The following is a 21333-nucleotide window of genomic DNA, read 5'->3' as shown; positions in this document are numbered from 1 at the left end:
CCAAAGGCGATGCGGGCGCGGCAGTGCCGGCTAACGGCTACCGGTGATTGCCGTTGTGGGTGCGCTTGTCCTGGTGTGCGTTCGCGTTTTTGTCCTTGTCGACAACGCGGGTGATACCGCCCGTGGCGGGCGGATCACTGGCCGGGAACGTATCTTCCACGGCCTTTTCCACCAGTTCCTCACGCTTTTCTGCGTGCGGATGCTTCTCTTTCTTGCCTTTCTCCATGGCGCCCTCCTGTTTCAAGCGTGACTGACGACACGCAAGCGAACGGCGTGCCCGGGCGCGCTCAATACTCTTCCCAGTAAGGACGCGACCCGTAGTACTCGTGCACGGACTCGGCCCAGGTCGGGTCGGCCATCGTGGGCCAGCTGTCCTTGTCGAAACCGGGAGCGGCCTCCAGGCGGTCCTTGTTAGCGTCGAGCACGAAGCACTTGCGGTCAACGTCGAGCGACATGGCGCTCCACGGCACCGCAAAGAGCTTGTCGCCAATGCCCAGGAAGCCGCCCACCGACATCACCGCGTAGGCGATCCGGCCGCGCTGCACGTCGAGCATGATGTCGGTGATCTTGCCGAGGTCTTCTCCGTTGAGATTGACGACGCGATTGCCCTCCAGCGTATCGGCGGCCATCAGTTCCGGGCCCGGGCCGGCCGAATCCGTATCGGCACGCCCAATGATGCGCATGCGTACGCCCGCGGTGGTTCCTACACCGGTGCCAGTGCCGGTGCCCAGCGTGGTGCCGGTTGTCGTGGTTTGCATAGCAGTTACCTCCCATCAATCAGTTGACGTTCAGGATGATGTGCGGCGGCCACGCATCTGCGCGGCGTCTGTCGCACGCAATCACCTGTGTCAGCACGAAGCTTGCCTGCGGTACGTCGCCCGCAAAGGCGCGCGTGCGGCATGGCGCTTGCTCGACGGTTCGGCGTATCAAAACAGACCCCCCTACCGGAGAGCCCCATGAACAAAGCTGAAATCCCTGTGGCGCAGCGCGCCGTGCTGTCGATGCTGCTGGACGATCACCGTGAGGTGAAAAAACTGTTCAAGACGTTCCAGCAAGAGAAAGACAAAGCCACCTGCGAGCAAATCGTGCGCGAAGCATGTGAAAAGTTGACCGTGCACACGCAGCTTGAAGAAGAGGTGTTCTACCCGTTCGTGCGCGACAACGGCGGCGAAGCGTTCAAGGATCTCGTCGACGAAGCCGTGGTGGAGCACGCCACCGCGAAGGACCTGATCAAGCAGTTGAGCGGCATGCACGCAGGCGACGATCTGTTCGCGGCCAAATTCACGGTGCTGGCCGAGTACGTTTCACACCACGTGGAGGAAGAAGAGACCGAACTCTTTCCCAAGCTGGTCCGTCAGCACGTCGACCTGACGCCGCTGCAGGAGCCCATGACCGCGCGCAAGGAAGCGCTGCTCGCCGAGACCACGAGCTGACGACCCACCATCTGATACTGGACAGAAACCATGCAAGCCACCGTCAGCGACTTCCTCGTCGCCCGCCTGTATGACTGGGGCGTGCGGCGCATCTTTGGCTACCCTGGAGACGGCATCAACGGCATGTTCGGTGCGCTGCAGCGGGCCGGCGGCAAGATCGAATTCGTGCAGGTGCGGCATGAAGAAATGGCGGCCTTCATGGCCTCTGCACATGCCAAGTTCACGGGTGAGCTGGGCGTGTGCATGGCAACGTCCGGGCCGGGGGCGACGCACCTCATCACGGGGCTGTACGACGCGCGGCTCGACCACATGCCGGTGCTGGCGATCACCGGGCAGCAGGCGCGCACGGCAGTCGGTGGGCATTACCAGCAGGAGGTCGATCTGGCGGCGATGTTCCGCGACGTGGCCGGCGCGTTTGTCCACCAGGCCAGCATGCCGGCGCAGGTGCGGCATCTGCTGGATCGCGCGGTGCGCATCGCCATCGGGCAACGCCGGGTGACGGCGCTCGTGCTGCCGAATGATCTGCAGGAAATGCCCTACACCGAACCGCCGCGTGCGCACGGCACGGTGCACTCGGGCGTGGGCTACAGCGCGCCGAGCGTGATCCCGCAAGCCGCCGATCTGGAACGCGCCGCGGACATGCTCAACAGCGGCCGCCGGGTGGCGATGCTCGTAGGCGCGGGCGCACTCGGGGCCAGTGCAGAAGTGGCAGCGGTGGCGGAAACGCTGGGCGCGGGCGTGGCCAAGGCGCTTCTTGGCAAGGCCGTCCTGCCCGACGAATTGCCCTATGTGACAGGCGCCATCGGGCTGCTGGGCACCGAGCCGAGTTGGGAACTGATGAACCACTGCGACACGCTGCTAATGGTCGGCTCCGGCTTTCCCTATGCAGAATTCCTGCCCAAGGAAGGCCAAGCGCGCGGCGTGCAGATCGACCTCGACCCCGGCATGCTCGGGTTGCGCTATCCGATGGAAGTCAACCTCGTGGGCGACAGCGCACAAACGCTGCGAGCACTGCTGCCGCTGCTCCAGCGCAAGACCGATCGCTATTGGCCTGAACGCATTGCCCGCTGGAATGAAAGCTGGTGGAAGACGCTGGAAGACCGCGCGCTGCAACCGGCCTACCCCGTCAACCCGCAGCGCGTGTTCTGGGAGCTGTCACCCAAGCTGCCGGACAACGTGATCGTCACCAGCGACTCTGGCACGTGTGCCAACTGGTATGCGCGCGATCTCAAGTTCAAGCCCGGCATGATGGGCTCGCTGTCGGGCGGGTTGGCATCGATGGGGGCAGCCGTGCCGTATGCAATTGCCGCCAAGTTTGCGCACCCAGAGAGACCCGTCATTGCATTCGTAGGCGACGGCGCCATGCAGATGAACAACATGGCCGAACTCATCACCGTGTCGAAATATTGGAAGCGCTGGAAGTCTCCCAAGTGGATCTGCATGGTGCTCAACAACCAGGATCTGAACGAAGTCACGTGGGAGCAGCGCGTGATGGAAGGGGACCCGAAATTTCCGGCCTCACAGGACATCCCAGATGTGCCGTATCACCGGTTTGCAGAGTTGATCGGCCTGAAGGGCATCTACGTCGACGACCCCGACCAACTGGCCGGCGCGTGGGACGAAGCGCTCAACGCAGACCGGCCCGTGGTGCTGGAAGTGAAGACCGACCCCGATGTGCCGCCGCTGCCGCCGCACGTCACGCTGCAGCAGGCACGCAACTTTGCGACGGCACTGGCGTATGGCGACCCGGATGCGAGCGGCGTGCTACGCGGGACGGCGCGTCAGGTGTTGTCGGCGTTGTTTCCGGTGCATAAGGAGAAGGAGTGAGCCGGGAGGTGCCGGGCTCAAGCCACCTTGATGTGGATGGTGCCTATGTGGCTGTCAGAAGAGGCAAAGAAGAAGCGTCACGACGATTCGCTGATCTTCTTGTCTTGCGTGTCTCAATCGGTGGTGCTTGCAGCGAGCACACACAGCGTGCGGCATCGCGGGTTGTCTGCGGTCAGGCACCCGAGGTCCAACGCTCACGCTGAAATTGCTCTGCCCTACTTTGCCTTGCCGTGTCGCCCCGTTGCCTTTTGCCGTGGCATCAAACCTGGGCACTGCAACTAGCCTGGGTCGCGTCGTGATGGTGCTCACGCAGCGCGCCCGGTATGCCTGTGCCCGCCAGACCGTCGGCTGCCAGCCATGCCGCAGTGGCGGCAGCGGCGCGGTCGATGAGTTCTCCACAGCGGGCGTAGTCGTAGGGCGACACATCGAGGGGGCACAGCGGTGGCACCACGGCAATGGGCACCTGCCCGGCCCAGCGCTCCAGGTCTTGCACAAGCTGACGCGCAACCAGCAGTGACAAGGCGTTCAGCGCGTGCTCGATGGCGCTGCGCGGGGCGCGACGGTCGGCACAGGCAAACCCCGCTGGCAATACGACGACACGTGTGGCGCCCAGCCGGATGGCGGCGGAGATTGGCGTGTTGTTGGCGACGCCCCCGTCGATCAACAGGCGATCACCAATGCGCACCGGCGGAAACACGCCCGGAATGGCGGCGCTGGCAAGCACCGCTGGCACGATGGCTCCGGAAGACAGCACCACCTCGGCGCCAGTTTGCATGTCGGTGGCCACAACGTGCAGGGGGAGCGTGGCCGCCTCCAGCAGGGTCTGCCCGAAATGCCGCGTCAGCAGGCGCTGCAGGCCGGATGCATCGACTAGGTGCTCCCGTTGCCCACCCAGGAGCCCGAGCATGCTGAACATTGCCCGCCAGGACCATGGCATCACGTCGGCGCGCCGCACACCGCGCCACAGCGCCTCGAGCTGGGCCGTGCCCGCCGCGTGCGGATTGCACGCAAAAAAAGCGGCGTTGATGGCGCCCGCCGAGGCGCCCACCACCATATCCGGGACCACGCCCGAGGCCACCAGCTCGCGCAGCATGCCGGCCTCGATGGCGCCGAGGCTGCCGCCGCCAGCAAAGACAAACGCCGTTCGTTCCACTCTGTCCATGATCAATGCTGCGTTGCAGCAAATAAGTCCAATCGAGTCAATCAGGAGACGACTGCAACTAGAGTAGGTCTGCGCTGCCGTTGCGGCTAGTCAGGCCGATTGGCGCCGATCAGCGAGCTTGCCGTGCAGCGTCTGCCATCGGCTTCCAGTGCAGAAAGCCGAACAGCAACGTCAGCAACACGCTGTCGAGCAACGGGCCCTTGTGCAGCGACACCTTCCGGAAGCAAAACACCACCTCCAACGCATGCGCGGCCAGCAACACCAAGGCCGCGACGCGCAACCAGCCGATGGCATCGGCGGACAGCGGCAGCGGCGTGGCATAGCTGGCCAGCGCAACGCCATACACGGCGAGCAGGACGAGCTTGCTGAGGACGGTGAACATGCAGGTCTCCAAAGAGTCGGTGATTGAGTTGCCATGCAGCATACCGGGCACCCCAATCACGCCAGCCGCTTCAAACACCTGGATAGACGCCGTCCTCCAGCCGGCCGTGTCGGCAGCCGGGCATTTGTCAGGCCACGGCCTGGCGGGGCAGCGCCTCGCTCAGATCCGCCAGCGTGGGCGCGTTGTCGGTGCCGAGTTGTCGCTCCGTCAGCACCACGCGCGCACAGACGACAACCTCGGCAGCAGGGCCCTCCTATCGATTGAGATGGTGAATCGCGAAGCAAGGCTTTCTAAGCTGTCGTAAGCGCCGTAGCTGTACGCGTCTAACACGCCAATGCAAGAGCATGGCGCTTGATGCTAGCTGCGCTCGTAAATTGGTACTTCCGTCGCGTAGAGGAAGAAGGACTGGGCCGGACGGTAGAACGTGGTGGTGGCGTTAGCGTTGATCGCGAGCAGCGCGCGTTCATAGGCGCGGAATGCGCCAACGGACGACACATCATCGAACCAGAGACTGGCAACACCTTCGTAGGCGGGCACATCCGTGGCACTGAAGTAGGCCAGCATGGCATTGAATTCCGGAACCTGTCTGTTATGTACGCAGCGTCGCAATGCGGCTGCGGCAAGCGGCTCGGCGGCCAAGGCCAGCTCGTGCGCCCGCGACCATCGATCAAAGAACTCGGGTAGTGACAATCCTTCCGCTGCCCGCAGGTAGTGCAGAACCTTGGCCCCACATGCGCGTTTCGGCGTCACAACCGGCTGCTCCGCTTCCACCGCCACCAAACTGAGCGAAACGCTGGCGTCTGCGAAGTTGGCGGCATCAGGTCCAACGTTTGTACGCACGTGCTCATGGGCAAAGGTGGCGGACATGTCCTGCGCATTGTCCCAATACAGTTCCGTTACCGAATCCCGTGCAACCGTCATCGAATGCTCGGGTTCGGCGGTCGATCCGAACGCCGCATCGAAGACGTGGTTCTGTACATAGCGCCGCAGGGTGACGGGGTTCTCATTCGAGATCGCGCCATGCACGTGCTGTACATAGGCCACGTATTCGGCATGCGTCATACCAGGGCGGCGGCAGACCGCAGCGATCATCTTGATCATCGTTGTCCTTTGTGAGTTGAGGTTGGGCTATCCATCAGGCTCAAGCGGCGTCGAGGCCGTCCCAGCACAGATATTTGACCTCCAGGAACTCGTCGATACCGAGGTGCGAACCTTCGCGCCCCAGGCCGCTTTGCTTCACACCACCGAATGGCGCGACTTCGGTCGAGATCAGGCCGGTGTTGATTCCGACCATGCCCGACTCGATGCGGGCAGCGTTGCGCCAGATGCGGGCAGCGTCGCGGCTGTACAAATACGCGGCAAGTCCGTATTCGGTGTCGTTGGCCATGGCGATGGCGTCATCGTCGGTATCGAAGCGGAATAGAGGCGCCACGGGGCCGAAGGTCTCCTCGCGGGCAATCAGCATATCGTGCGTGACGTCAACCAGCACGGTCGGCTCGAAGAAGTTGCCACCGAGCGCATGCCGGTTGCCACCGTGCAGAAGCCGCGCGCCTTTGTCTAGGGCATCGACCACGTGCTCTTCAACTTTTCGCACGGCCGCCGTGTCGATCAGCGGGCCAAGCTGCACGTCTGCTTCCAGGCCGTTACCCGTACGCAGGCGGGCTACGCGTTCGGCCACGCGTTCGGCAAGCGCATCGTAAATGCTGGACTGCACCAGCACGCGATTTGCGCTGATACACGCCTGCCCCGTGTTGCGGAACTTGGCTGCGACTACGCCATCGGCTGCGGCATCAAGATCGGCGTCGTCAAAGATAATGAATGGTGCGTTGCCGCCGAGTTCCATCGAGCATTTCTTCACTGTCTGTGCGGCTTGGGCCAGCAAGACACGACCGACTTCGGTCGAGCCCGTGAAGGTGAGCTTGCGGATCAGCGGGTTGGCCGTCAGCTCACCGCCGATCGCTCGCGTGTCGTTGCCCGTCACTACGCTGAAGGCACCGGCCGGAACACCCGCACGCTGTGCCAGTTCGGCAAGTGCCAACGCGGTCATCGGTGTCTGGCTGGCGGGCTTGAGCACCATCGTGCAGCCGGCGGCAAGCGCCGGCCCCGCCTTGCGCGTGATCATTGCGGCGGGAAAATTCCACGGCGTGATGGCTGCGCATACGCCGATCGGTTCGCGCAGCGCGACAACGCGCTGCGCTTCCTTGGCGCCTGGAATCACATCACCGCGCACGCGCGTTGCCTCTTCGGCAAACCAGCGCAGGAACGATGCGGCGTAGTCGATTTCGCCACGGGCTTCAGCCAGCGGCTTGCCTTCTTCCAGCGTGATGAGCGTTGCGAGATCTTCACGATGCGCCAACGTCAATTCGTACCACCGGCGCAGAACTTCACCACGATGCTTGGCGGTGGTACGGCGCCAGGTGGTAAAGGCGCTATGCGCCGCATCGATGGCGCGGCGTACTTCCTCCTCGCGGCAGCGCGGCAGTTCTACGAGCAACGATTGATCGGCCGGGTTGTGCAGCGCATAACGACCGTGCGGTGTGCTTTCCACCCATTCGCCGGCGATGAAAGCGGCTTCGCGCCACAGCGTGGGATCTTTCAGAAGGTGCTTCATGGTTGTGCTCCTTCAGCAGGGGAAGCGGCCAACCATGAAGGCTTCATCCGGGTCCGACGTGACGGGCAGGCCCGACGCCACCAGACCTTGGCGCAGCATCTTCATCAGGCGATCCGGCACGCGCATGGCTGGCGCGCGCAGGGGGCCACCGTTAAAGCCGGCGAGCCAGTCCTGATACTTCCACATGGTGCGGTTGAGCACGCCGGTGCCGCCCGCGTAGGTTTGCGCGGCCGCGCCGTTGGCGCTGCGTGCCGGATTGACCTTCCAGTACATCGCCATGGCCTCTTCCCACCGGCCGGTGCGTGCCAGTTCAAACGCCTTCGGGTAGTAGTCACCCATCCACGCGGTGTTGCTGGTGCCGGAGAACTGCAGCTCCATCAGACTCATCAGCGGAATCGCATCGCCTTCGATCGGGCAACTGATGACGACCTCGTTGCGGAAGTGGTGGTACATCTCGCAGATGCCAGCCGGCAGCGGGAATCCTTGCTCGGATTTGATCGCAACGATGTTGGGGCAATCGTCGAGCAGCCGGCGCACCAGGCTGACCGGCATGCCCGCCGGATGTACACGCTCGAAGCCCCACAGCGGGATCGGGAACAGCATCACCGCAAGGTCGGTCGCGTCACAGAAGGTCTTCGTGTAGTTGTAGATTTCTTCCTCGCTCGTTGGCCAGAACTGGGGCGGGTAAGACAGCAGGACGATGTCGGCGCCAGCTTTCTCGGCCAGCTTTACGGCCTCAATGTTTTCGGCCAGCGTGCCAAACGCCGCATGGAAGAAGAGGCCAAGCCGGTTGCCTGCGGTCTCGCGTGCCCAGGCTGTGAACTGGGCGTTTTCTTCGGGCGTGATGGCAACTTCGCTGCACAGCAACGTGTAGCTGAACCCAAGCTTGGTTGCCAATTCAATGTCGTGGCGGATGCCGTGTTCGTTCAGGCGCTTCAAGTCGGCGCTGTAGCTGGGTATCGTGACGGCCGAGCAGCCGATCAGGTGTTCGCGCGCCCAGGCGCGGGCGTCGGATTTCTTGTAGGTGGCCATCGTTGGCGTCTCCTTGGGAATGTGGGGGTGATTTATTTGGCGATCGGAACAATGCTGGCCGGCAGGGGCACGCCGCGCCCTTGCTCCTTGGCATGTGCAAAGAGCATCTCGGCAATGACGATGTCCTGAAGCGCGGACCCGACAGACTTGTAGAGCACGATGTCGCTGTCAGCCTGGCGGGGCTTGATCTCTCCCGCAGCGAGCGCCGAGAGCGGCACCAGCTTGCTGGCGATGGGCACGCCTGCACGCGAGGCGGCGATGGCATCGCCAGTATCGTGGGCGACTTCCTGTGGCATGTCGGCCACGATGCAGGCGGCGCGCGCCATCGTTTCCTCGTCGACTTCGCGCTGTTCCGGCAGCGTGGAACCCAGCGAGACCACCGTAGCGCCCGGCGACAGCCACGCGCCGCGCAGGACGGGTGACTCGTCCCGACTGCGCGCGGCACAGATGACGATATCCGCACCCTCCACAGCCGCTTCAGGCGACTCCGATGCGGCGATGTCCAGTGCAGTGCGAAACGATTCGGCAAAGCGCTCGCGGCTCGCAGGCGTGGGGCTGTATACGCGCACGGATTGCAGTGTGCGCACCGCACGCAGGCAATCGAGTGCATTGCGTGCTTCAAAGCCAGAGCCGATGATCGCCACGTGCAGCGGCCGATTGGGTGCTAGCAGGTCCACCGCCAACGCCACGGTCGCTGCCGTACGCAGGCCGGTGACCCTGTTGCCATCGACCAATGCACTCAGGGCCATGGTCTTCTGATCGAACAACGAGATCAGGTAACTTGCCCGGCGCGCACGCGGGGATGCCGCGATCAGCTTGCAGCCCATGTGGCCGCCGGCCGGCGACACGGCGGTCAGGCTGCGCAGCCAGATGCCGTCACCACGTGCCATCGAGCGCGGCGGCACCATGGCGTCGGACGTGGGTTTAGCGTAGGCCTTGGCGAGGGCAGCGACGGCCGAAGGCCAGTCGGCAAGCGATGCGACATCGGCATCGCTCAGGAACAACGTGGGGGCGAGCAGTTCGCTCGGTTGCAGGTCGGACATGGCGCTGGGCGTGGAAGTCAACGGCCAGCCGACTATAGAAGGCCGCACCTGCGCGAGGTACTGCCTGACAGCGAAAGCAGCTATGCACCAGATCGATAGCTGCGGAAGATGCCGCTCAGGTGATGTGAGACTCCGCTACGCGATGGATCAGGCGGCGCACTTCCAGCGTGGCCCGCGTGTGGGGTCGGAGCGGGGATTCCGCCAAGACCACGAAGCGCTCAAGCAGAGGCTGGACGATCTGCGACGACGCCAGCCGCGCATCCAGCATGCCGGGCTGCACGGATGCGATAGCGTAGCCGCCGCCGGCTGCGGCAATCTCGTATTGCAGGCGGACGGAGTCGGCCTCTACCGCCACTTGCAGTGGCAAGGCGTGGTCTGTGGCCAGACGATCCAGCCGCGCACGCAACAGATGAGGGCGACTGGGTACGACAAGAGGAACACCGGCCAGCGCGGTCAGCGCGACATCGCTCTTGCTGACAAGGGCATCCCCACGTCGGCCAACCAGATGCAGAGGTACGCGCGCAAGCACGTGTGCGTCACCAATGCTCGCCTCGTCTTCCCGCAGAACAATGCCCATGTCGAGCCGGCCGTCCCGCAATTGCTCTTCAAGCTGCGCGCTGGCACCTTCCACCAGGTGTAGCCGCACGCCGGGCAGCTGCTCGCGCACGGCGGCGAACAGCGGCGCTGCAAATTGCCCGACCGCCGAAGGCAGCAAGCCGACCAGCACCTCCCCAACGGGTTGGCCGCGCGCATTGCGAATGTCATCGGCAAGAGCGTCGGCCTCATCCACAAGACGGGCGACACGCGGCAGTGTCTGCTCACCAAACTCTGTGAGCACGACACCGCGACCGGTTCTGCGAAACAGGCGCTGCCCACACTGCTGCTCAAGCTGTGCAATGTTGCGGCTGACCATGGACTGCGGCATATCGAGCATCGCGGCGGCCTTGCTCAGGCTTCCTGATGCGGCAACGCGTACAAACAGCAGCCAGCGTGGGTCGATGATCGGTAGCGTGCTGAGCATGTCCGGCATGACCACCTTGCCGGGCTTTGGCGAGGGTGTCGGCTTCATGGCTGCGGTGCGGACGGTGATACCGGCGGCGATGCACCAGGCGCGGCAGCGTCCATGGCCGCCGCCGCTTCCTTGATAAGCGCACGCAGCCAGCGCAGGCCAAGATCGGCGCTGCGGTGCTTGTGCCACTGCATGGATTGCTCCATGCGAGGAATGGGCACCGGCACCGGGCGAATCGTGATGGGCAGGCTGCGGACGGCCTGCGCGGCGAGCCGCTTGTGCATGGTGGCAATCCGGTCGGTGCCGATCAACAGGTGCGCGGGTGCCACAAAGCTGAATGTGGTGGTCTCTATCCGTCGGACGATGCCCAGCTTGTGCATGAACCATTGCTCCAGCGCGGAGTGTTCGTCCCCCGGCTGCACGACGATGTGGCCGGCGCCCATGTAGCGCTCGGCGGTCAGTTCGCCCCTGGCCAGCGGGCTTTGGTCCCACAGCACGCAACAAAAGGTTTCCTCAAACACGACCTCGGCTGGGTGCTCGGCCGGGCAGTAGTCCTTGGGGATGATAAGCAGGTCGACTTCACCGCGCTCCAGCGCACGCTCGGGGTATGCGACCTGCGGGCGCAGTTCAAAGCGGACGCCCGGTGCCTGGTGGTATGCGAGCCGCAGCAGATGCGGCATCAGGGTCATCGTCGTGTAGTCCGAGACCAGGAGGCGGAAGATCCGATCCGATTGGCGTGGCAGGAAGGCCGGTTGTGCGGCGACGGTGGCATCGATCCGCACAAGGATGTCGCGCACGGGGTCTTTCAGGCCTTCTGCCCGTGCCGTCAGTTCCATCTTGCGGCCGACTTGGACCAGCAGCTCGTCGTCAAAGTACTCGCGCAGCCGCGCCAGCGCATTGCTCATTGCGGCCTGGCTCAGATGGACCTTCTCTGCGGCGCGGCTGATGTTCTGTTCGGTCAGGAGAGCGTCGAGGGCGACGAGCAGATTTAGGTTGAGCTTGTTAAAGCGCATGGGCGCCGTCTCCGTTGAAGGTCTTCTCCCGAAGCGATTGGGGCAACCCCCGCAGCGTGGTCTTGTGGTCTCGCGCTAGGGTTTCCCCTGAAAGTATTCAGGGCGCCAATACAGCGGATGGAAACAATCAATTTGAGCCATTCGCGAGGGCATCTTAATCTAAACCCGTCCTGGCACACACGCGAATTGCGGTGCACAACCCAGGATGATGTGCGCCCCAAATAGACGGCAGCAGCGGCTTGGTTGCGCGCATTCAACGACAAGACAGACACCCGACACGAGGTGTCGAAAAGTGAGGAGACAACATGAGCAAACGACTAGCCGCGGCGTGCACTGCCGCAGGCTGCATGACGCTGGCCGCGCTGGCGTCGAACACCGCGAATGCATTTGAAGGGGGCGTTTCGCCGTATCCAGCCGGTGCTGCGGGCACCAGCATCGCAGCCATGCCGCCGATCCCTGGGTTGTTCGTGCTGGAGCAATTCAGTTACAGCCACTCCAACGGGTTATACGACAACAGCGGCAACAAACTGCCGATTCCGTTCAGTATCTCTGCGCCGTCGATGACGACGCGCTTGCTGGCGGCGTATCCGGTCACCGTGCTGGGTGCGGGTCTGTATTCCCAACTGGTTGTGCCGGTGGTCTCGCTGCATACGGACATTGTCGGGCAGAGCCAACGCCATAACGGCTTGTCGAATATCACGGTATCGCCTGCCATCTTGAAGTGGTCGGTCACGCGCAACCTCGCCATCGTCACGGGCTTTGATATCGCGCTCGCCAACGGTGCATACAACCAGGACCGCCCAAGCGTGGCAGTGGGCTACACGTCATGGCAGCCGGTCTTCTCGTTTCGTTACAACGTGCCCAACGGCATTGACGTTGGCATGACCAACCGCTTGCTCATCAACCGGGAAAACGGCGACACCGGATACCGCTCGGGTTCGGCCTATGTGGCGGATTTCACGGCGGGGTGGAACTTCGGCAAATGGAAAGTCGGCGTAGTGGGCGGCTATCTGAACCAGTTCACCGACGACAAGCTCAATGGCGCGACCGTCGCCAACAACCGTGCCCGCAGCTTGGCACTGGGGCCATCCATTGCGTACGACGCGGGCGCCTTCAATATCAACATCAACTATCAGCAAGGGGTGTATGCAGCCAACACATCCAAGAGCAGCGCAGTGTGGCTGAACATCGCCATCCCGCTGTGGGCGAAGCCGCCTGGCCCGGGCAACGGCATCTGAAAACGCATTAAAGGAATCGGGATGTTCCGCTATTTCCCTACGAACTACGTCTGGAATCTGTCCGTCGATCTTGCCATCGAAATGGGGGCTCGCATCGGCGAAATTGAGGCGATGTGCGCTCCATTGCAGGAGGCCGCCAAGCAGCCTGATGCCGCCGGTACGCGCGCGTTTCGCGAAACGTGGTCGCGCATGGCCGACAAGCTGTGCGAGCTGGCCGCGGAGGACGAAGCGCGAGGGCGCACGCTGTCCGCCGGCGACAAGTACAACCGTGCCGCCACGTACTACCTCACCGGCGAGCGCTTGCAAGCGCACGGCGCGGAAGGCCGTCTTGAGCTGTACAAGCGCTTTCTGGAGGTGTTTGCCAAGGGCATTGCCGCGACGGGCGAAAACTGCGAACGCGTGGAGATCCCGTATGGCGATGCGCATCTCTCTGCGCTCTATGTCCGTGCGGAGGGCGTGACCGGGCGGGCCCCGATTCTCGTGCAGATCAACGGGCTGGACTCGACCAAGGAGATGAAGTACCGCGTCGGGCTGCCGCAGTGGCTGGCGCGGCGTGGGGTGTCGTCGCTCGTGGTTGATCAGCCTGGTACGGGCGAGGCCTTGCGCCTGCACGACATGCATGCGGTCTACAACACCGAAGTGTGGGCCAGCAAGATCGTCGACTGGCTGGAAACGCGCGATGACATCGACCCGAAACGCATCGGCCTGGAAGGCGTTTCACTCGGCGGCTACTACTGTCCGCGCGCGGTGGCTTTCGAGCCGCGCTTTGCATGCGGCGTGGTGTGGGGCGCCAACCATGACTGGCGCGACGTGCAGAAAAAGCGCCTGGCGCGCGAGGGAAGCTTTCCCGTGCCGCACTACTGGGAACACGTGCGCTGGGTGTGGGGCGCGCCCGACATGGACACCTTCATGCGCATTGCCGAAAACGTGCATCTGGATGGCGTGCTTGACCGCATTCGTGTTCCGTTTCTCGTCACCCATGGCGAGAAGGACTCGCAAATTCCCGTGCACTGGGCCCACCGCACGTATGAGCAACTCGTCAACAGCCCCAAGCGCGAGCTGAAGATCTTTACCGACCGCGAAGGCGGCGTGCAGCACAGCAGTTTCGATAACTCGGCCAACGCTGGTGCCTACATCGCCGACTGGGTCGCAGAAACACTGGGCGGCCGGACGGCCCCCTGATCATCAACCCATGACCGATAGGACTTCCATGAACATCATCGGACCCGATGCACTGCTGTTTGGCGTCGACGACGTTGCCGCGTGCGCGCAATATCTGACCGACTACGGCCTGAAGCCGGTTGGCGTGACCGCCGCCGGAGGCCGCTTCGAGGCGCTGGACGGCACGTTCATCCGCATTGCGCACAAGGACGATGCGACCTTGCCGCCCTCGCTCGGCACCGCGAGCTTCCTACGCCAGACCATCTACGGCGTGGCCGACCAGCAGACGCTGGAGGCGATTGCCGCAGAGCTGCAGAAAGACCGCCCCGTCGAACGCCATGCGGATGGCTCCATCCACGCTGTGGACGATGCGGGCTTTGCACTGGCGTTTCAGGTGACGGTTCGCCGCCCGCTGGAGTTACCGGCGGAGCGTGTCAACGCACCGGGCGCACCTGCGCAGCGGCCGGCGAACGTTGTAGGCGTGGACGGCGATGCCGTGGTGCAGGCCCGCACGCTCTCGCACGTTGTCTACTTCGTGCCGGATGCCGCGAAGGCGGAGGCGTTCTACGTCAAGCGCCTGGGCTTTGTCTGCACCGATCGCTTTGTCGGCGTGGGGCCTTTCTTGCGCCCTGCCGGCACGCTCGACCACCACACGCTTTTCATGATCGAGACGCCGCCATTCATGAAGGGCTGTGAACATTTCACGTTCCATCTGGGCGGCCCGACCGAGGTGATGCAGGCCGGGGCGCGACTGGTCGAGAAGGGCTATCAATCGTTCTGGGGCCCGGGGCGCCATCGCTTCGGCTCCAACTGGTTCTGGTACTTCAATAGCCCGCTCGGCTGCCATGTGGAATACGACGCCGACATGGACTTGCACGATACCGACTGGATCGCACGCGAAGCACCCATGGGGGCGGACACCTCGCAACTGTTCCTGTTCCAGCATCGCGAGAACTGGGCACCGGGCGGTCCGCCGGCAACCGATGCGGCGCACGCCGCATCCTGAGGGATCTGAACTCAGCCATGTCGACATCCAACCGCGTACCGCTATGCCAGTTGCATGAGTTGATCGATGGCCATTCGCGTGGATTTGACCCGCGCGGTATCGGCCAGGACACGGTCTTCGTGGTGCGGCGAGGCGAGGCACTTCATGCCTACCGTGATGCCTGCCCACATCAGGGCGGAACGCCGATGGCATGGCGCAAAGATGCCTACCTCAATGGCGACGGCACCCGCATCGTCTGCCATGCGCATGGCGCGCAATTCGATATCGGCTCCGGCGTTTGCGTTCTTGGCCCCTGCCTGGGACAAGCGCTGGAGCCCATCAAGATCGAGGTGGCCGAAAACGGCACCGTGTTCTTGATGCCAGACAACAAGGAGACACCACAATGACATCCCCAGTGCAGAAGATCCTCGTGATTGGCGGCGGCTTTTCCGGCATGGCCGCAGCCATCCAATGCGCCAAGCTCGGCATGCAGATCGACATGGTCGAGATTGACGCGAAATGGCGGGCCTATGGCGCCGGCATCAGCATCGGTGGCCCAACGCTGCGCGCCTTGAAAACTATTGGCGTACTCGATGCATTCCGAGAGCGCGGCTATTGTGGCGATGGCGTCAATCTTTTCACATCGAGCGGCCAGGCGCTGGGGCAGCTACCCACGCCGCGTGTGGCCGGACCAGATGTGCCGGGCGGCGGCGCAATCATGCGCCCGGCGCTGGCTGACATCCTGGCCAAGGCGACAGTCGCTGCGGGCGTGAAGGTGCGCCTGGGCTGCACATTCACGGCGATTGAGCAACGCGCCGACGGGGTGGACGTTGCCTTTACCGATGGCACGCAAGGTCGCTACGACCTCGTGATCGGCGCCGATGGGTTGTACTCGAAGGTGCGCGAGGCAGCGTTTCCCAATGCACCCACGCCGCAGTACACCGGCCAGGGTGTCTGGCGTGCCGTGGTTCCTCGCCCCGCAGACATTACGTGCGCGACGATGTGGCTCGGGCAGAAGGTCAAGACAGGCGTCAACCCCGTATCGCAAGACGAGATGTACCTGTTCGTGACCGAAGACCGTGAGGCGAACGAGTACATCGACCCGCAACGTTGGCCGCAGATGCTGTCGGATCTGCTCGCACCGTTCAGCGCGCCGTTGATGCAAACCATCCGCGCGCAGATCTCCGCACAGTCGCTCATCAACTATCGCCCACTGGAAAGCCTATTGATGCCGCGCCCGTGGTTCAGCGGCCGCATCGTGCTGATCGGAGATACGGTCCACGCCACCACACCGCACATGGCGGCCGGTGCCGGTATCGGCCTGGAAGACGCCATCGTGCTAGCAGAGGAATTGGAGCGCGCTGCCACGCTCGATGCCGCACTGCAAGCCTTCCAAGGTCGCCGCTGGGACCGTTGCCGCATGGTGGTGGAAAACTCCGGCCGCCTGGGCGAGATCGAGATTGCCGGCGGTGACAAGGCCGAGCACGCCCGCATCATGCGCGACACGCTCATGAGCTTGGCACAGGCCATCTGACACGGCGGAGACCTCCATGGAATCGAATCTTGAGACCGGCGGCGCAGCGCGATTGGGCGGCCGGGGCACGTTCGCGCTACTGGCTGCGCATTGCGCCGGCATGGTCGACATGGTCGCCTTGCCGGTGTGGGTTGGCACCCTGATCGGAAGCTATCACCTCGACCCGCAAGAGGCGGGCGGCTTGGTAACGTTGTTTTTAGCGGCGGCGGTGGCAAGCAGCGTAGTCTTCGCGCCACGATTGAATCGTCTGCCGGCCCGTGCTTCTGTATCTGCCGGCTTTGGGGTGGCCATGCTGGCGTTTCTCAGCATGGCAGCCGTGGGCGACAGTTATGCGGCCATGGCAGGTTTGCATGCTGTTGCGGGTTTCGCCGTGGGATGCAGCCTGAGCTTTACGCACGGCACGATCGGGCGCAGTCGCAATCCGCATCGGTTGTTTGCTGCGGCGGGCTTGGCGCTGGGCTGCTTTGCCATCGCTTTTCTGGGTGTGACACCGGGCTTGGTCGCATTGCACGGTGGACCGATCCTCTTCCGCGTCTTCGCGGGTGTCATGGCGATTGCCGCCGTGCTGTGTGCGGCGGCGTTTCCGGCCCTTGAGGCGCCGCGCCTTGAGATGTCCGCTGCCGAGCCGAGCTTTTCGCCAGCCGTATGGAGCGGCATGCTGGGCGTGGCCTGCATGGCAGTGACCCAGGCAATGGTGTTCAGCTTTGTCGAACGCATTGGCGTGGATCGAGGTTTCGGCCTGGCCGCCGTCACCTCCGTATTGATCGCAACGGGGTTGGTGAACCTGCTGCCAGCGCCACTGGCGGGGTTCCTGGAGTTGCATGTGCCGGCCCGGCGGGTTGTGCTGGGTGGGCCGCTCGTGCAGGCAACACTTGCGCTCGTCATCACGCAGAGTTCAGCGCTGGCCCCGTATGCGGCGGCTGGCGCGGTGTTCGTTGCCGTCATGATCTTCACGCACACCTTCGCGTTTGGCGTGCTGGCCCGGATGGACGTCACCGGCCGCGCCGTGGCCGCCACGCCCGCCATGCTGATGACTGGCGCCGCCGTCGGGCCGATCCTTGGCGGCACGCTGGTCAAGTTTCTTGGCTACGGCAGCCTTGGCATCGCCGCTGTTTTGATGGCCATTGCCGCCATGCTGTGTTTCTCACGTCTTGAACGCCGCGCTGTGCCCGCAGGAGCCTCCGCATGAAGCCAACCCGACGCTTTGTCGATCTCTCCATCTATCTGGAGAACGACGTGCTCTCCGACCCGCCGCCGCTGGCACCGAAGATCACCTACCAGAAGCATGCCGATACCTTGCCCGAGTTCATGGCCATGCTGCCCGGCACGAAGCCCGAGGACTACCCCGACGGCGAAGCCGCTGCGGCCGAGTGGGTCACGCTCACCACGCACAGCGGCACGCATCTCGATGCGCCCTGGCACTTCCATTCGACCATGGACGCCACCCTTGGCGAGGCCAAACCGTCGATCACCATCGACGAAGTTCCGCTGGAATGGTGCTTCCAGCCCGGCGTGAAACTCGACTTCCGGCACTTCCCCGACGGCTACGTGGTGACGGCCGCCGATGTGGAGGCAGAGCTTGCACGCATCGGCCACACGCTGCAGCCGCTCGACATCGTCGTGGTCAACACGCGGGCGGGCGCGCGCTATGGGCACAACGACTACGTCAACGCAGGCTGCGGCATGGGCTACGAGGCGACGATGTACCTGCTCGAACGCGGCGTGCGCCTGACCGGAACCGATGCATGGAGCTGGGATGCACCGTTCTCCTACACCGCCAAGAAGATCGCCGAGACGGGCGATACCTCACTGATCTGGGAAGGGCACAAGGCCGGTCGCGACATTGGCTACTGCCATCTGGAGAAGCTGCACAACCTCGAGGCCCTGCCTCCGCATGGATTTGTCATCAGTTGCTTTCCGCACAAGATTCGCGGGGCATCCGCAGGGTGGACGCGCGCGGTCGCCATCTTTAACGCTGAACGGGACATTGCATGAGCTTTCCAACAATTCAACGTATCGTGACGGGCAACGACGCCGACGGGCGCGCGGTGATCGTCTCGCAAGGGCCATTGCCGACCGTGGTGGAAATTGCGGCCATTCCCGGCACGGTGTTCCACGAAGTGTGGAGCACGTCGGGCAACCCGGTGCCGATCGACAACGGTGCGGATCCCACCGTGGGCGCGCTGATGTTGCCGCCGCCAAAGCAAGGCACGCGCTTCCGATTTGTCGATATTCCGCCCGATACCTCGGAGTTCCTGGCGCGTGGCGCGACCCGGATGCAGGAAGCGTTCACCCAGGTGGGCGATGCACATGCATCTACCGTGCGCGCCGATTCGCCGCATCCGCTGATGCATCGCACGGAATCGATCGACTACGGCGTGGTGATCGATGGCGAGATGACGCTGGTGCTCGATGATTCCGAGGTGGCGCTTGCACCGGGAAGCGTGGTCATTCAACGCGGCACCAATCACGCCTGGGCCAACCGCTCCAGCCGGCCATGCAGGATGCTCTTCGTGCTGATCGACGGCGTGTACGACCCGGCCATCGCCGAGGCATTGCAGGCCCGGACGCAACGGGAGGCGCAATGAAGTTCGCCACATTGCCCGGCGAGGGAACCGATGGTCGCCTTGTGTTGGTGTCGCGCGATCTTCAGCGCGCTGTCGATGCCACCCCAATTGCCGCCACGTTGATCGATGCACTGGAGCGTTGGGAGCATGTTGCGCCCAAGCTGCAGGCGCGCTACGACGATCTCAATGCGGGGCGTATTGCTGATGCACGTGCATTTGATGCTGCCGCTTGCCTGGCACCGCTGCCGCGTAGTCCGCAATGGTGCGATGGCTCGGCGTTTCTCAACCACGGTCGACTGATGGAGCGCGCATTCAATACGCCGCCGATTCCAGATTTCGCCACCATCCCCGTGATGTACCAGGGTGCGAGCGACGACTTTCTCAGCCCGACGCAGGATGTGCCGTTGCCCAGTGAGGCCGACGGTATCGATTTCGAAGGCGAGTTTGGTGTGGTCGTCGGTCGTATACCGATGGGCGTCTCTGCCACGCAGGCCTTGGAGCACATCCGCCTGCTCGTGCAGATCAACGATTGGAGCCTGCGCGCATTTGGGCCGCGCGAGATGAAGACAGGTTTTGGGTTTCTACAGGCCAAACCGTCGACCAGCTTTGCGCCGGTCGCCATCACGCCCGACGAGTTGGGCGGAAATTGGCGCGACGGCCGCGTGCAACTGCGTCTGCATATCGAATGGAATGGTCACTGGTTTGGTCATCCATGTGGCAGCGAAATGAATTTCAGCTTTGGCGACCTCATTGCACATGCCGCGCGTACACGCCAACTGTCCGCTGGAACCATCATCGGCTCCGGCACGGTATCGAATGTGAGCCGCACAGCTGGATCGGCATGTATTGCAGAGCGGCGTGTGATCGAGATCATCGACGAAGGCGAAGCCAAGACTGGCTTCATGCGCTTCGGCGATCGGGTCAGGATGATGGCGCACGACGCAGAAGGTGAGATGCCGTTCGGCATCATTGAGCAGCGTGTTGTTCAAGCGGGTGCCGCTAGCGCAAAAGAGGAACACCGATGAGAGCCTTGGTGACGGGTGCCAATGGTTTCGTAGGATCAGCGTTGGTTCGCCGGTTATTGCGCGATGGGGTCGCTACCACAGGCGATGTCACAGAGTTGCTGCTTGTGGACCAACAGATCGACGCCATCCCCGCGGATGCGCGCGTTACTGTCATCAACGGAGACTTTGGCACGCCGCACACACTTGATGCTGTGCTGTCAAAGCCCGTGGATCTCGTCTTTCACTTGGCGAGTGTGCCGGGCGCACAGGCCGAAGCCAATCGGGATCTGGGCGACCGTATTAATTTGCATGGCACCCTGGCGTTGTTCGAATGCCTCGCAAAACAGCCGAGCGTTCATGGGACCGTGCCGCGAGTCGTCTTTGCCAGCAGTGTCGCGGTTTATGGAGTCCCTCTGCCGTCGCACATGGACGAGCATTCGGCGGTACACCCCACCATCAGTTACGGCGTGCACAAGTTAGTTGGCGAGCAATTGTTGGCCGATTGGACGCGTCGCGGCTCGGTCGATGGCCGCTCGTTGCGCTTGCCGGGCATCGTGGCGCGGCCCGGATTGTCCCTAGGACACGGCTCCGCCTTCATGAGTGCGATCTTTCGCGTCGCTCAGCACGGGCAACCCTATGTATGTCCTGTCTCGCCATCGGCAACAGCATGGTGGATGTCGCGTGCCTGCTGCGTCGACAACTTGGTACATGCTGCGCGGCTGTCTTCGGACGGTCTACACGCGGAGCGCGTCTGGACACCCCCCGTGCTGCGATTGGAGGTTGGTGCGCTCGTCGACGCGCTGACGCATAGGTTCGGCCCGATGCAAATCAGCTATGCCCCCGAGGATGGGATCGAGCGATTGTTTGGCCGCCAGCCACCGCTGATCGATCGTCGCGCTGTCGCGGCTGGCTTTCAACACGACGGCACTGTCGAGGCGTTGATCGAACGGGCGCTGATGGAGGGCTGAAATGGTTCAGCCAGCCCACATGGCCGCCTTCGGCGACATATTTTTAATAGAGCATCGGTGAGCATCGACGCATCATCCATGCGGGTCAGAAGCGTTCCAGATTGTTGACGCGCCTCGCTATGGAAGGGCACACGTGAGCGATCGACCTACTTGACACATGAGAGCTGGCGACTGTCATTGACCCCGTTCGGCGCGTGGGAGAACCGCATGAAATCGCAGGTGTCGCCGTCATGCTTGCTAGCCCAGCGGATGGTTTATGACGGGTCAACACATCGTCGTGGACGGAGGGACGACTATTAGCGATGGAAGTTGACGCACGTCGATGATTTGCAGCCGGCGCCCGTTGAGGTCATTCTGGCGTACA

23 protein-coding genes are annotated in these 21333 nt (G+C 63.3%); 13 read left to right on the top strand and 10 right to left on the bottom strand.

Annotated elements, in window-relative coordinates; translation table 11 throughout:
* Positions 1 to 37: 37 nt before the first annotated feature.
* Positions 38 to 226 carry a hypothetical protein gene (locus NKG59_RS06755; protein ID WP_024976897.1) on the bottom strand — a complete coding sequence of 63 codons (189 nt, stop codon included), beginning with the start codon at positions 224 to 226 and terminating at the stop codon, positions 38 to 40.
* 61 nt (positions 227 to 287) lie between these two features.
* The gene (locus NKG59_RS06750) at positions 288 to 758 is read right to left on the bottom strand and encodes a PRC-barrel domain-containing protein (protein WP_253535999.1); all 471 of its coding nucleotides are present in this window, start codon (positions 756 to 758) and stop codon (positions 288 to 290) included.
* A gap of 198 nt (positions 759 to 956) precedes the next feature.
* On the opposite strand from NKG59_RS06750, the gene NKG59_RS06745 reads away from it, so the two are divergent.
* Both NKG59_RS06745 and NKG59_RS06740 read left to right on the top strand, forming a co-directional pair.
* The gene (locus NKG59_RS06745) at positions 957 to 1433 is read left to right on the top strand and encodes a hemerythrin domain-containing protein (RefSeq protein WP_092974431.1); all 477 of its coding nucleotides are present in this window, start codon (positions 957 to 959) and stop codon (positions 1431 to 1433) included.
* A gap of 30 nt (positions 1434 to 1463) precedes the next feature.
* Entirely contained in the window at positions 1464 to 3260 is a 1797-nt protein-coding gene (locus tag NKG59_RS06740) for a thiamine pyrophosphate-requiring protein (RefSeq protein ID WP_253535997.1), read from the top strand.
* A gap of 259 nt (positions 3261 to 3519) precedes the next feature.
* On the opposite strand, the gene NKG59_RS06735 is transcribed toward NKG59_RS06740, so the two are convergent.
* A complete protein-coding gene (locus NKG59_RS06735; protein ID WP_045205002.1) occupies positions 3520 to 4422 on the bottom strand; it encodes a patatin-like phospholipase family protein in 903 nt (300 codons plus the stop codon).
* A 109-nt stretch (positions 4423 to 4531) separates the two neighbouring features.
* Positions 4532 to 4804 carry a DUF1145 domain-containing protein gene (locus NKG59_RS06730; RefSeq protein ID WP_253535995.1) on the bottom strand — a complete coding sequence of 91 codons (273 nt, stop codon included), beginning with the start codon at positions 4802 to 4804 and terminating at the stop codon, positions 4532 to 4534.
* On the opposite strand from NKG59_RS06730, the gene NKG59_RS06725 reads away from it, so the two are divergent.
* Positions 4803 to 5108: a hypothetical protein gene (locus NKG59_RS06725; protein WP_253535993.1), complete on the top strand. Its 306-nt coding sequence runs from the start codon at positions 4803 to 4805 to the stop codon at positions 5106 to 5108. The genes NKG59_RS06730 and NKG59_RS06725 overlap by 2 nt on opposite strands.
* 53 nt (positions 5109 to 5161) lie before the next feature.
* On the opposite strand, the gene NKG59_RS06720 is transcribed toward NKG59_RS06725, so the two are convergent.
* From NKG59_RS06720 to NKG59_RS06695, 6 genes are all read right to left on the bottom strand, one after another.
* Positions 5162 to 5905 carry an EthD domain-containing protein gene (locus NKG59_RS06720; protein ID WP_253535991.1) on the bottom strand — a complete coding sequence of 248 codons (744 nt, stop codon included), beginning with the start codon at positions 5903 to 5905 and terminating at the stop codon, positions 5162 to 5164.
* Between the two features lie 40 nt (positions 5906 to 5945).
* A complete protein-coding gene (locus NKG59_RS06715) occupies positions 5946 to 7415 on the bottom strand; it encodes an NAD-dependent succinate-semialdehyde dehydrogenase (RefSeq protein ID WP_045205005.1) in 1470 nt (489 codons plus the stop codon).
* 12 nt (positions 7416 to 7427) lie between these two features.
* Positions 7428 to 8447 carry a dihydrodipicolinate synthase family protein gene (locus NKG59_RS06710; protein WP_045205006.1) on the bottom strand — a complete coding sequence of 340 codons (1020 nt, stop codon included), beginning with the start codon at positions 8445 to 8447 and terminating at the stop codon, positions 7428 to 7430.
* A gap of 32 nt (positions 8448 to 8479) precedes the next feature.
* On the bottom strand, positions 8480 to 9490 hold the full coding sequence (locus tag NKG59_RS06705; protein WP_045205007.1) for an ornithine cyclodeaminase family protein: 1011 nt from the start codon (positions 9488 to 9490) through the stop codon (positions 8480 to 8482).
* 115 nt (positions 9491 to 9605) lie between these two features.
* Complete coding sequence (locus NKG59_RS06700) at positions 9606 to 10559, bottom strand: LysR family transcriptional regulator (protein ID WP_253535989.1); 954 nt, start codon at positions 10557 to 10559, stop codon at positions 9606 to 9608.
* Positions 10556 to 11512 (bottom strand): LysR family transcriptional regulator, encoded by a 957-nt coding sequence (locus tag NKG59_RS06695; protein WP_045205008.1) that lies wholly within the window; start codon positions 11510 to 11512, stop codon positions 10556 to 10558. Before NKG59_RS06695 ends, NKG59_RS06700 begins: the two co-directional genes overlap by 4 nt.
* Before the next feature lie 305 nt (positions 11513 to 11817).
* Here NKG59_RS06695 and NKG59_RS06690 point away from each other — a divergent pair, with 305 nt between their 5' ends.
* The 10 genes from NKG59_RS06690 to NKG59_RS06645 are packed head-to-tail and all read left to right on the top strand — an operon-like array spanning position 11818 to position 20969.
* Positions 11818 to 12750, top strand: a complete 933-nt coding sequence (locus NKG59_RS06690; protein WP_045205009.1) for a SphA family protein — start codon at positions 11818 to 11820, stop codon at positions 12748 to 12750.
* Positions 12751 to 12771: 21 nt separating this feature from the next.
* Positions 12772 to 13932 (top strand): alpha/beta hydrolase family protein, encoded by a 1161-nt coding sequence (locus tag NKG59_RS06685; RefSeq protein ID WP_045205010.1) that lies wholly within the window; start codon positions 12772 to 12774, stop codon positions 13930 to 13932.
* A gap of 28 nt (positions 13933 to 13960) precedes the next feature.
* The gene (locus tag NKG59_RS06680) at positions 13961 to 14917 is read left to right on the top strand and encodes a VOC family protein (RefSeq protein ID WP_045205011.1); all 957 of its coding nucleotides are present in this window, start codon (positions 13961 to 13963) and stop codon (positions 14915 to 14917) included.
* 17 nt (positions 14918 to 14934) lie between these two features.
* Positions 14935 to 15303 carry a Rieske (2Fe-2S) protein gene (locus NKG59_RS06675; protein WP_045205012.1) on the top strand — a complete coding sequence of 123 codons (369 nt, stop codon included), beginning with the start codon at positions 14935 to 14937 and terminating at the stop codon, positions 15301 to 15303.
* Positions 15300 to 16430, top strand: a complete 1131-nt coding sequence (locus NKG59_RS06670) for an FAD-dependent oxidoreductase (protein ID WP_253535988.1) — start codon at positions 15300 to 15302, stop codon at positions 16428 to 16430. The genes NKG59_RS06675 and NKG59_RS06670 overlap by 4 nt, the downstream gene beginning before the upstream one ends.
* A gap of 16 nt (positions 16431 to 16446) precedes the next feature.
* On the top strand, positions 16447 to 17619 hold the full coding sequence (locus NKG59_RS06665; RefSeq protein WP_253535987.1) for an MFS transporter: 1173 nt from the start codon (positions 16447 to 16449) through the stop codon (positions 17617 to 17619).
* Positions 17616 to 18425, top strand: coding sequence for a cyclase family protein (locus NKG59_RS06660; protein WP_253535986.1), 810 nt, complete (start codon positions 17616 to 17618; stop codon positions 18423 to 18425). Before NKG59_RS06665 ends, NKG59_RS06660 begins: the two co-directional genes overlap by 4 nt.
* Positions 18422 to 19018 carry a cupin domain-containing protein gene (locus NKG59_RS06655; RefSeq protein ID WP_253535985.1) on the top strand — a complete coding sequence of 199 codons (597 nt, stop codon included), beginning with the start codon at positions 18422 to 18424 and terminating at the stop codon, positions 19016 to 19018. Before NKG59_RS06660 ends, NKG59_RS06655 begins: the two co-directional genes overlap by 4 nt.
* A complete protein-coding gene (locus tag NKG59_RS06650; RefSeq protein WP_253535983.1) occupies positions 19015 to 20022 on the top strand; it encodes a fumarylacetoacetate hydrolase family protein in 1008 nt (335 codons plus the stop codon). Before NKG59_RS06655 ends, NKG59_RS06650 begins: the two co-directional genes overlap by 4 nt.
* Positions 20019 to 20969, top strand: coding sequence for an NAD-dependent epimerase/dehydratase family protein (locus NKG59_RS06645; protein ID WP_253535981.1), 951 nt, complete (start codon positions 20019 to 20021; stop codon positions 20967 to 20969). Before NKG59_RS06650 ends, NKG59_RS06645 begins: the two co-directional genes overlap by 4 nt.
* Positions 20970 to 21333: the final 364 nt, after the last annotated feature.

Source organism: Ralstonia chuxiongensis (assembly GCF_024158925.1).
In the GTDB taxonomy this organism is placed as follows: Bacteria; Pseudomonadota; Gammaproteobacteria; order Burkholderiales; family Burkholderiaceae; genus Ralstonia; species Ralstonia chuxiongensis.
Note: the sequence above shows the minus strand (reverse complement) of the source record. Positions and strands in the feature narration are given on the sequence as shown.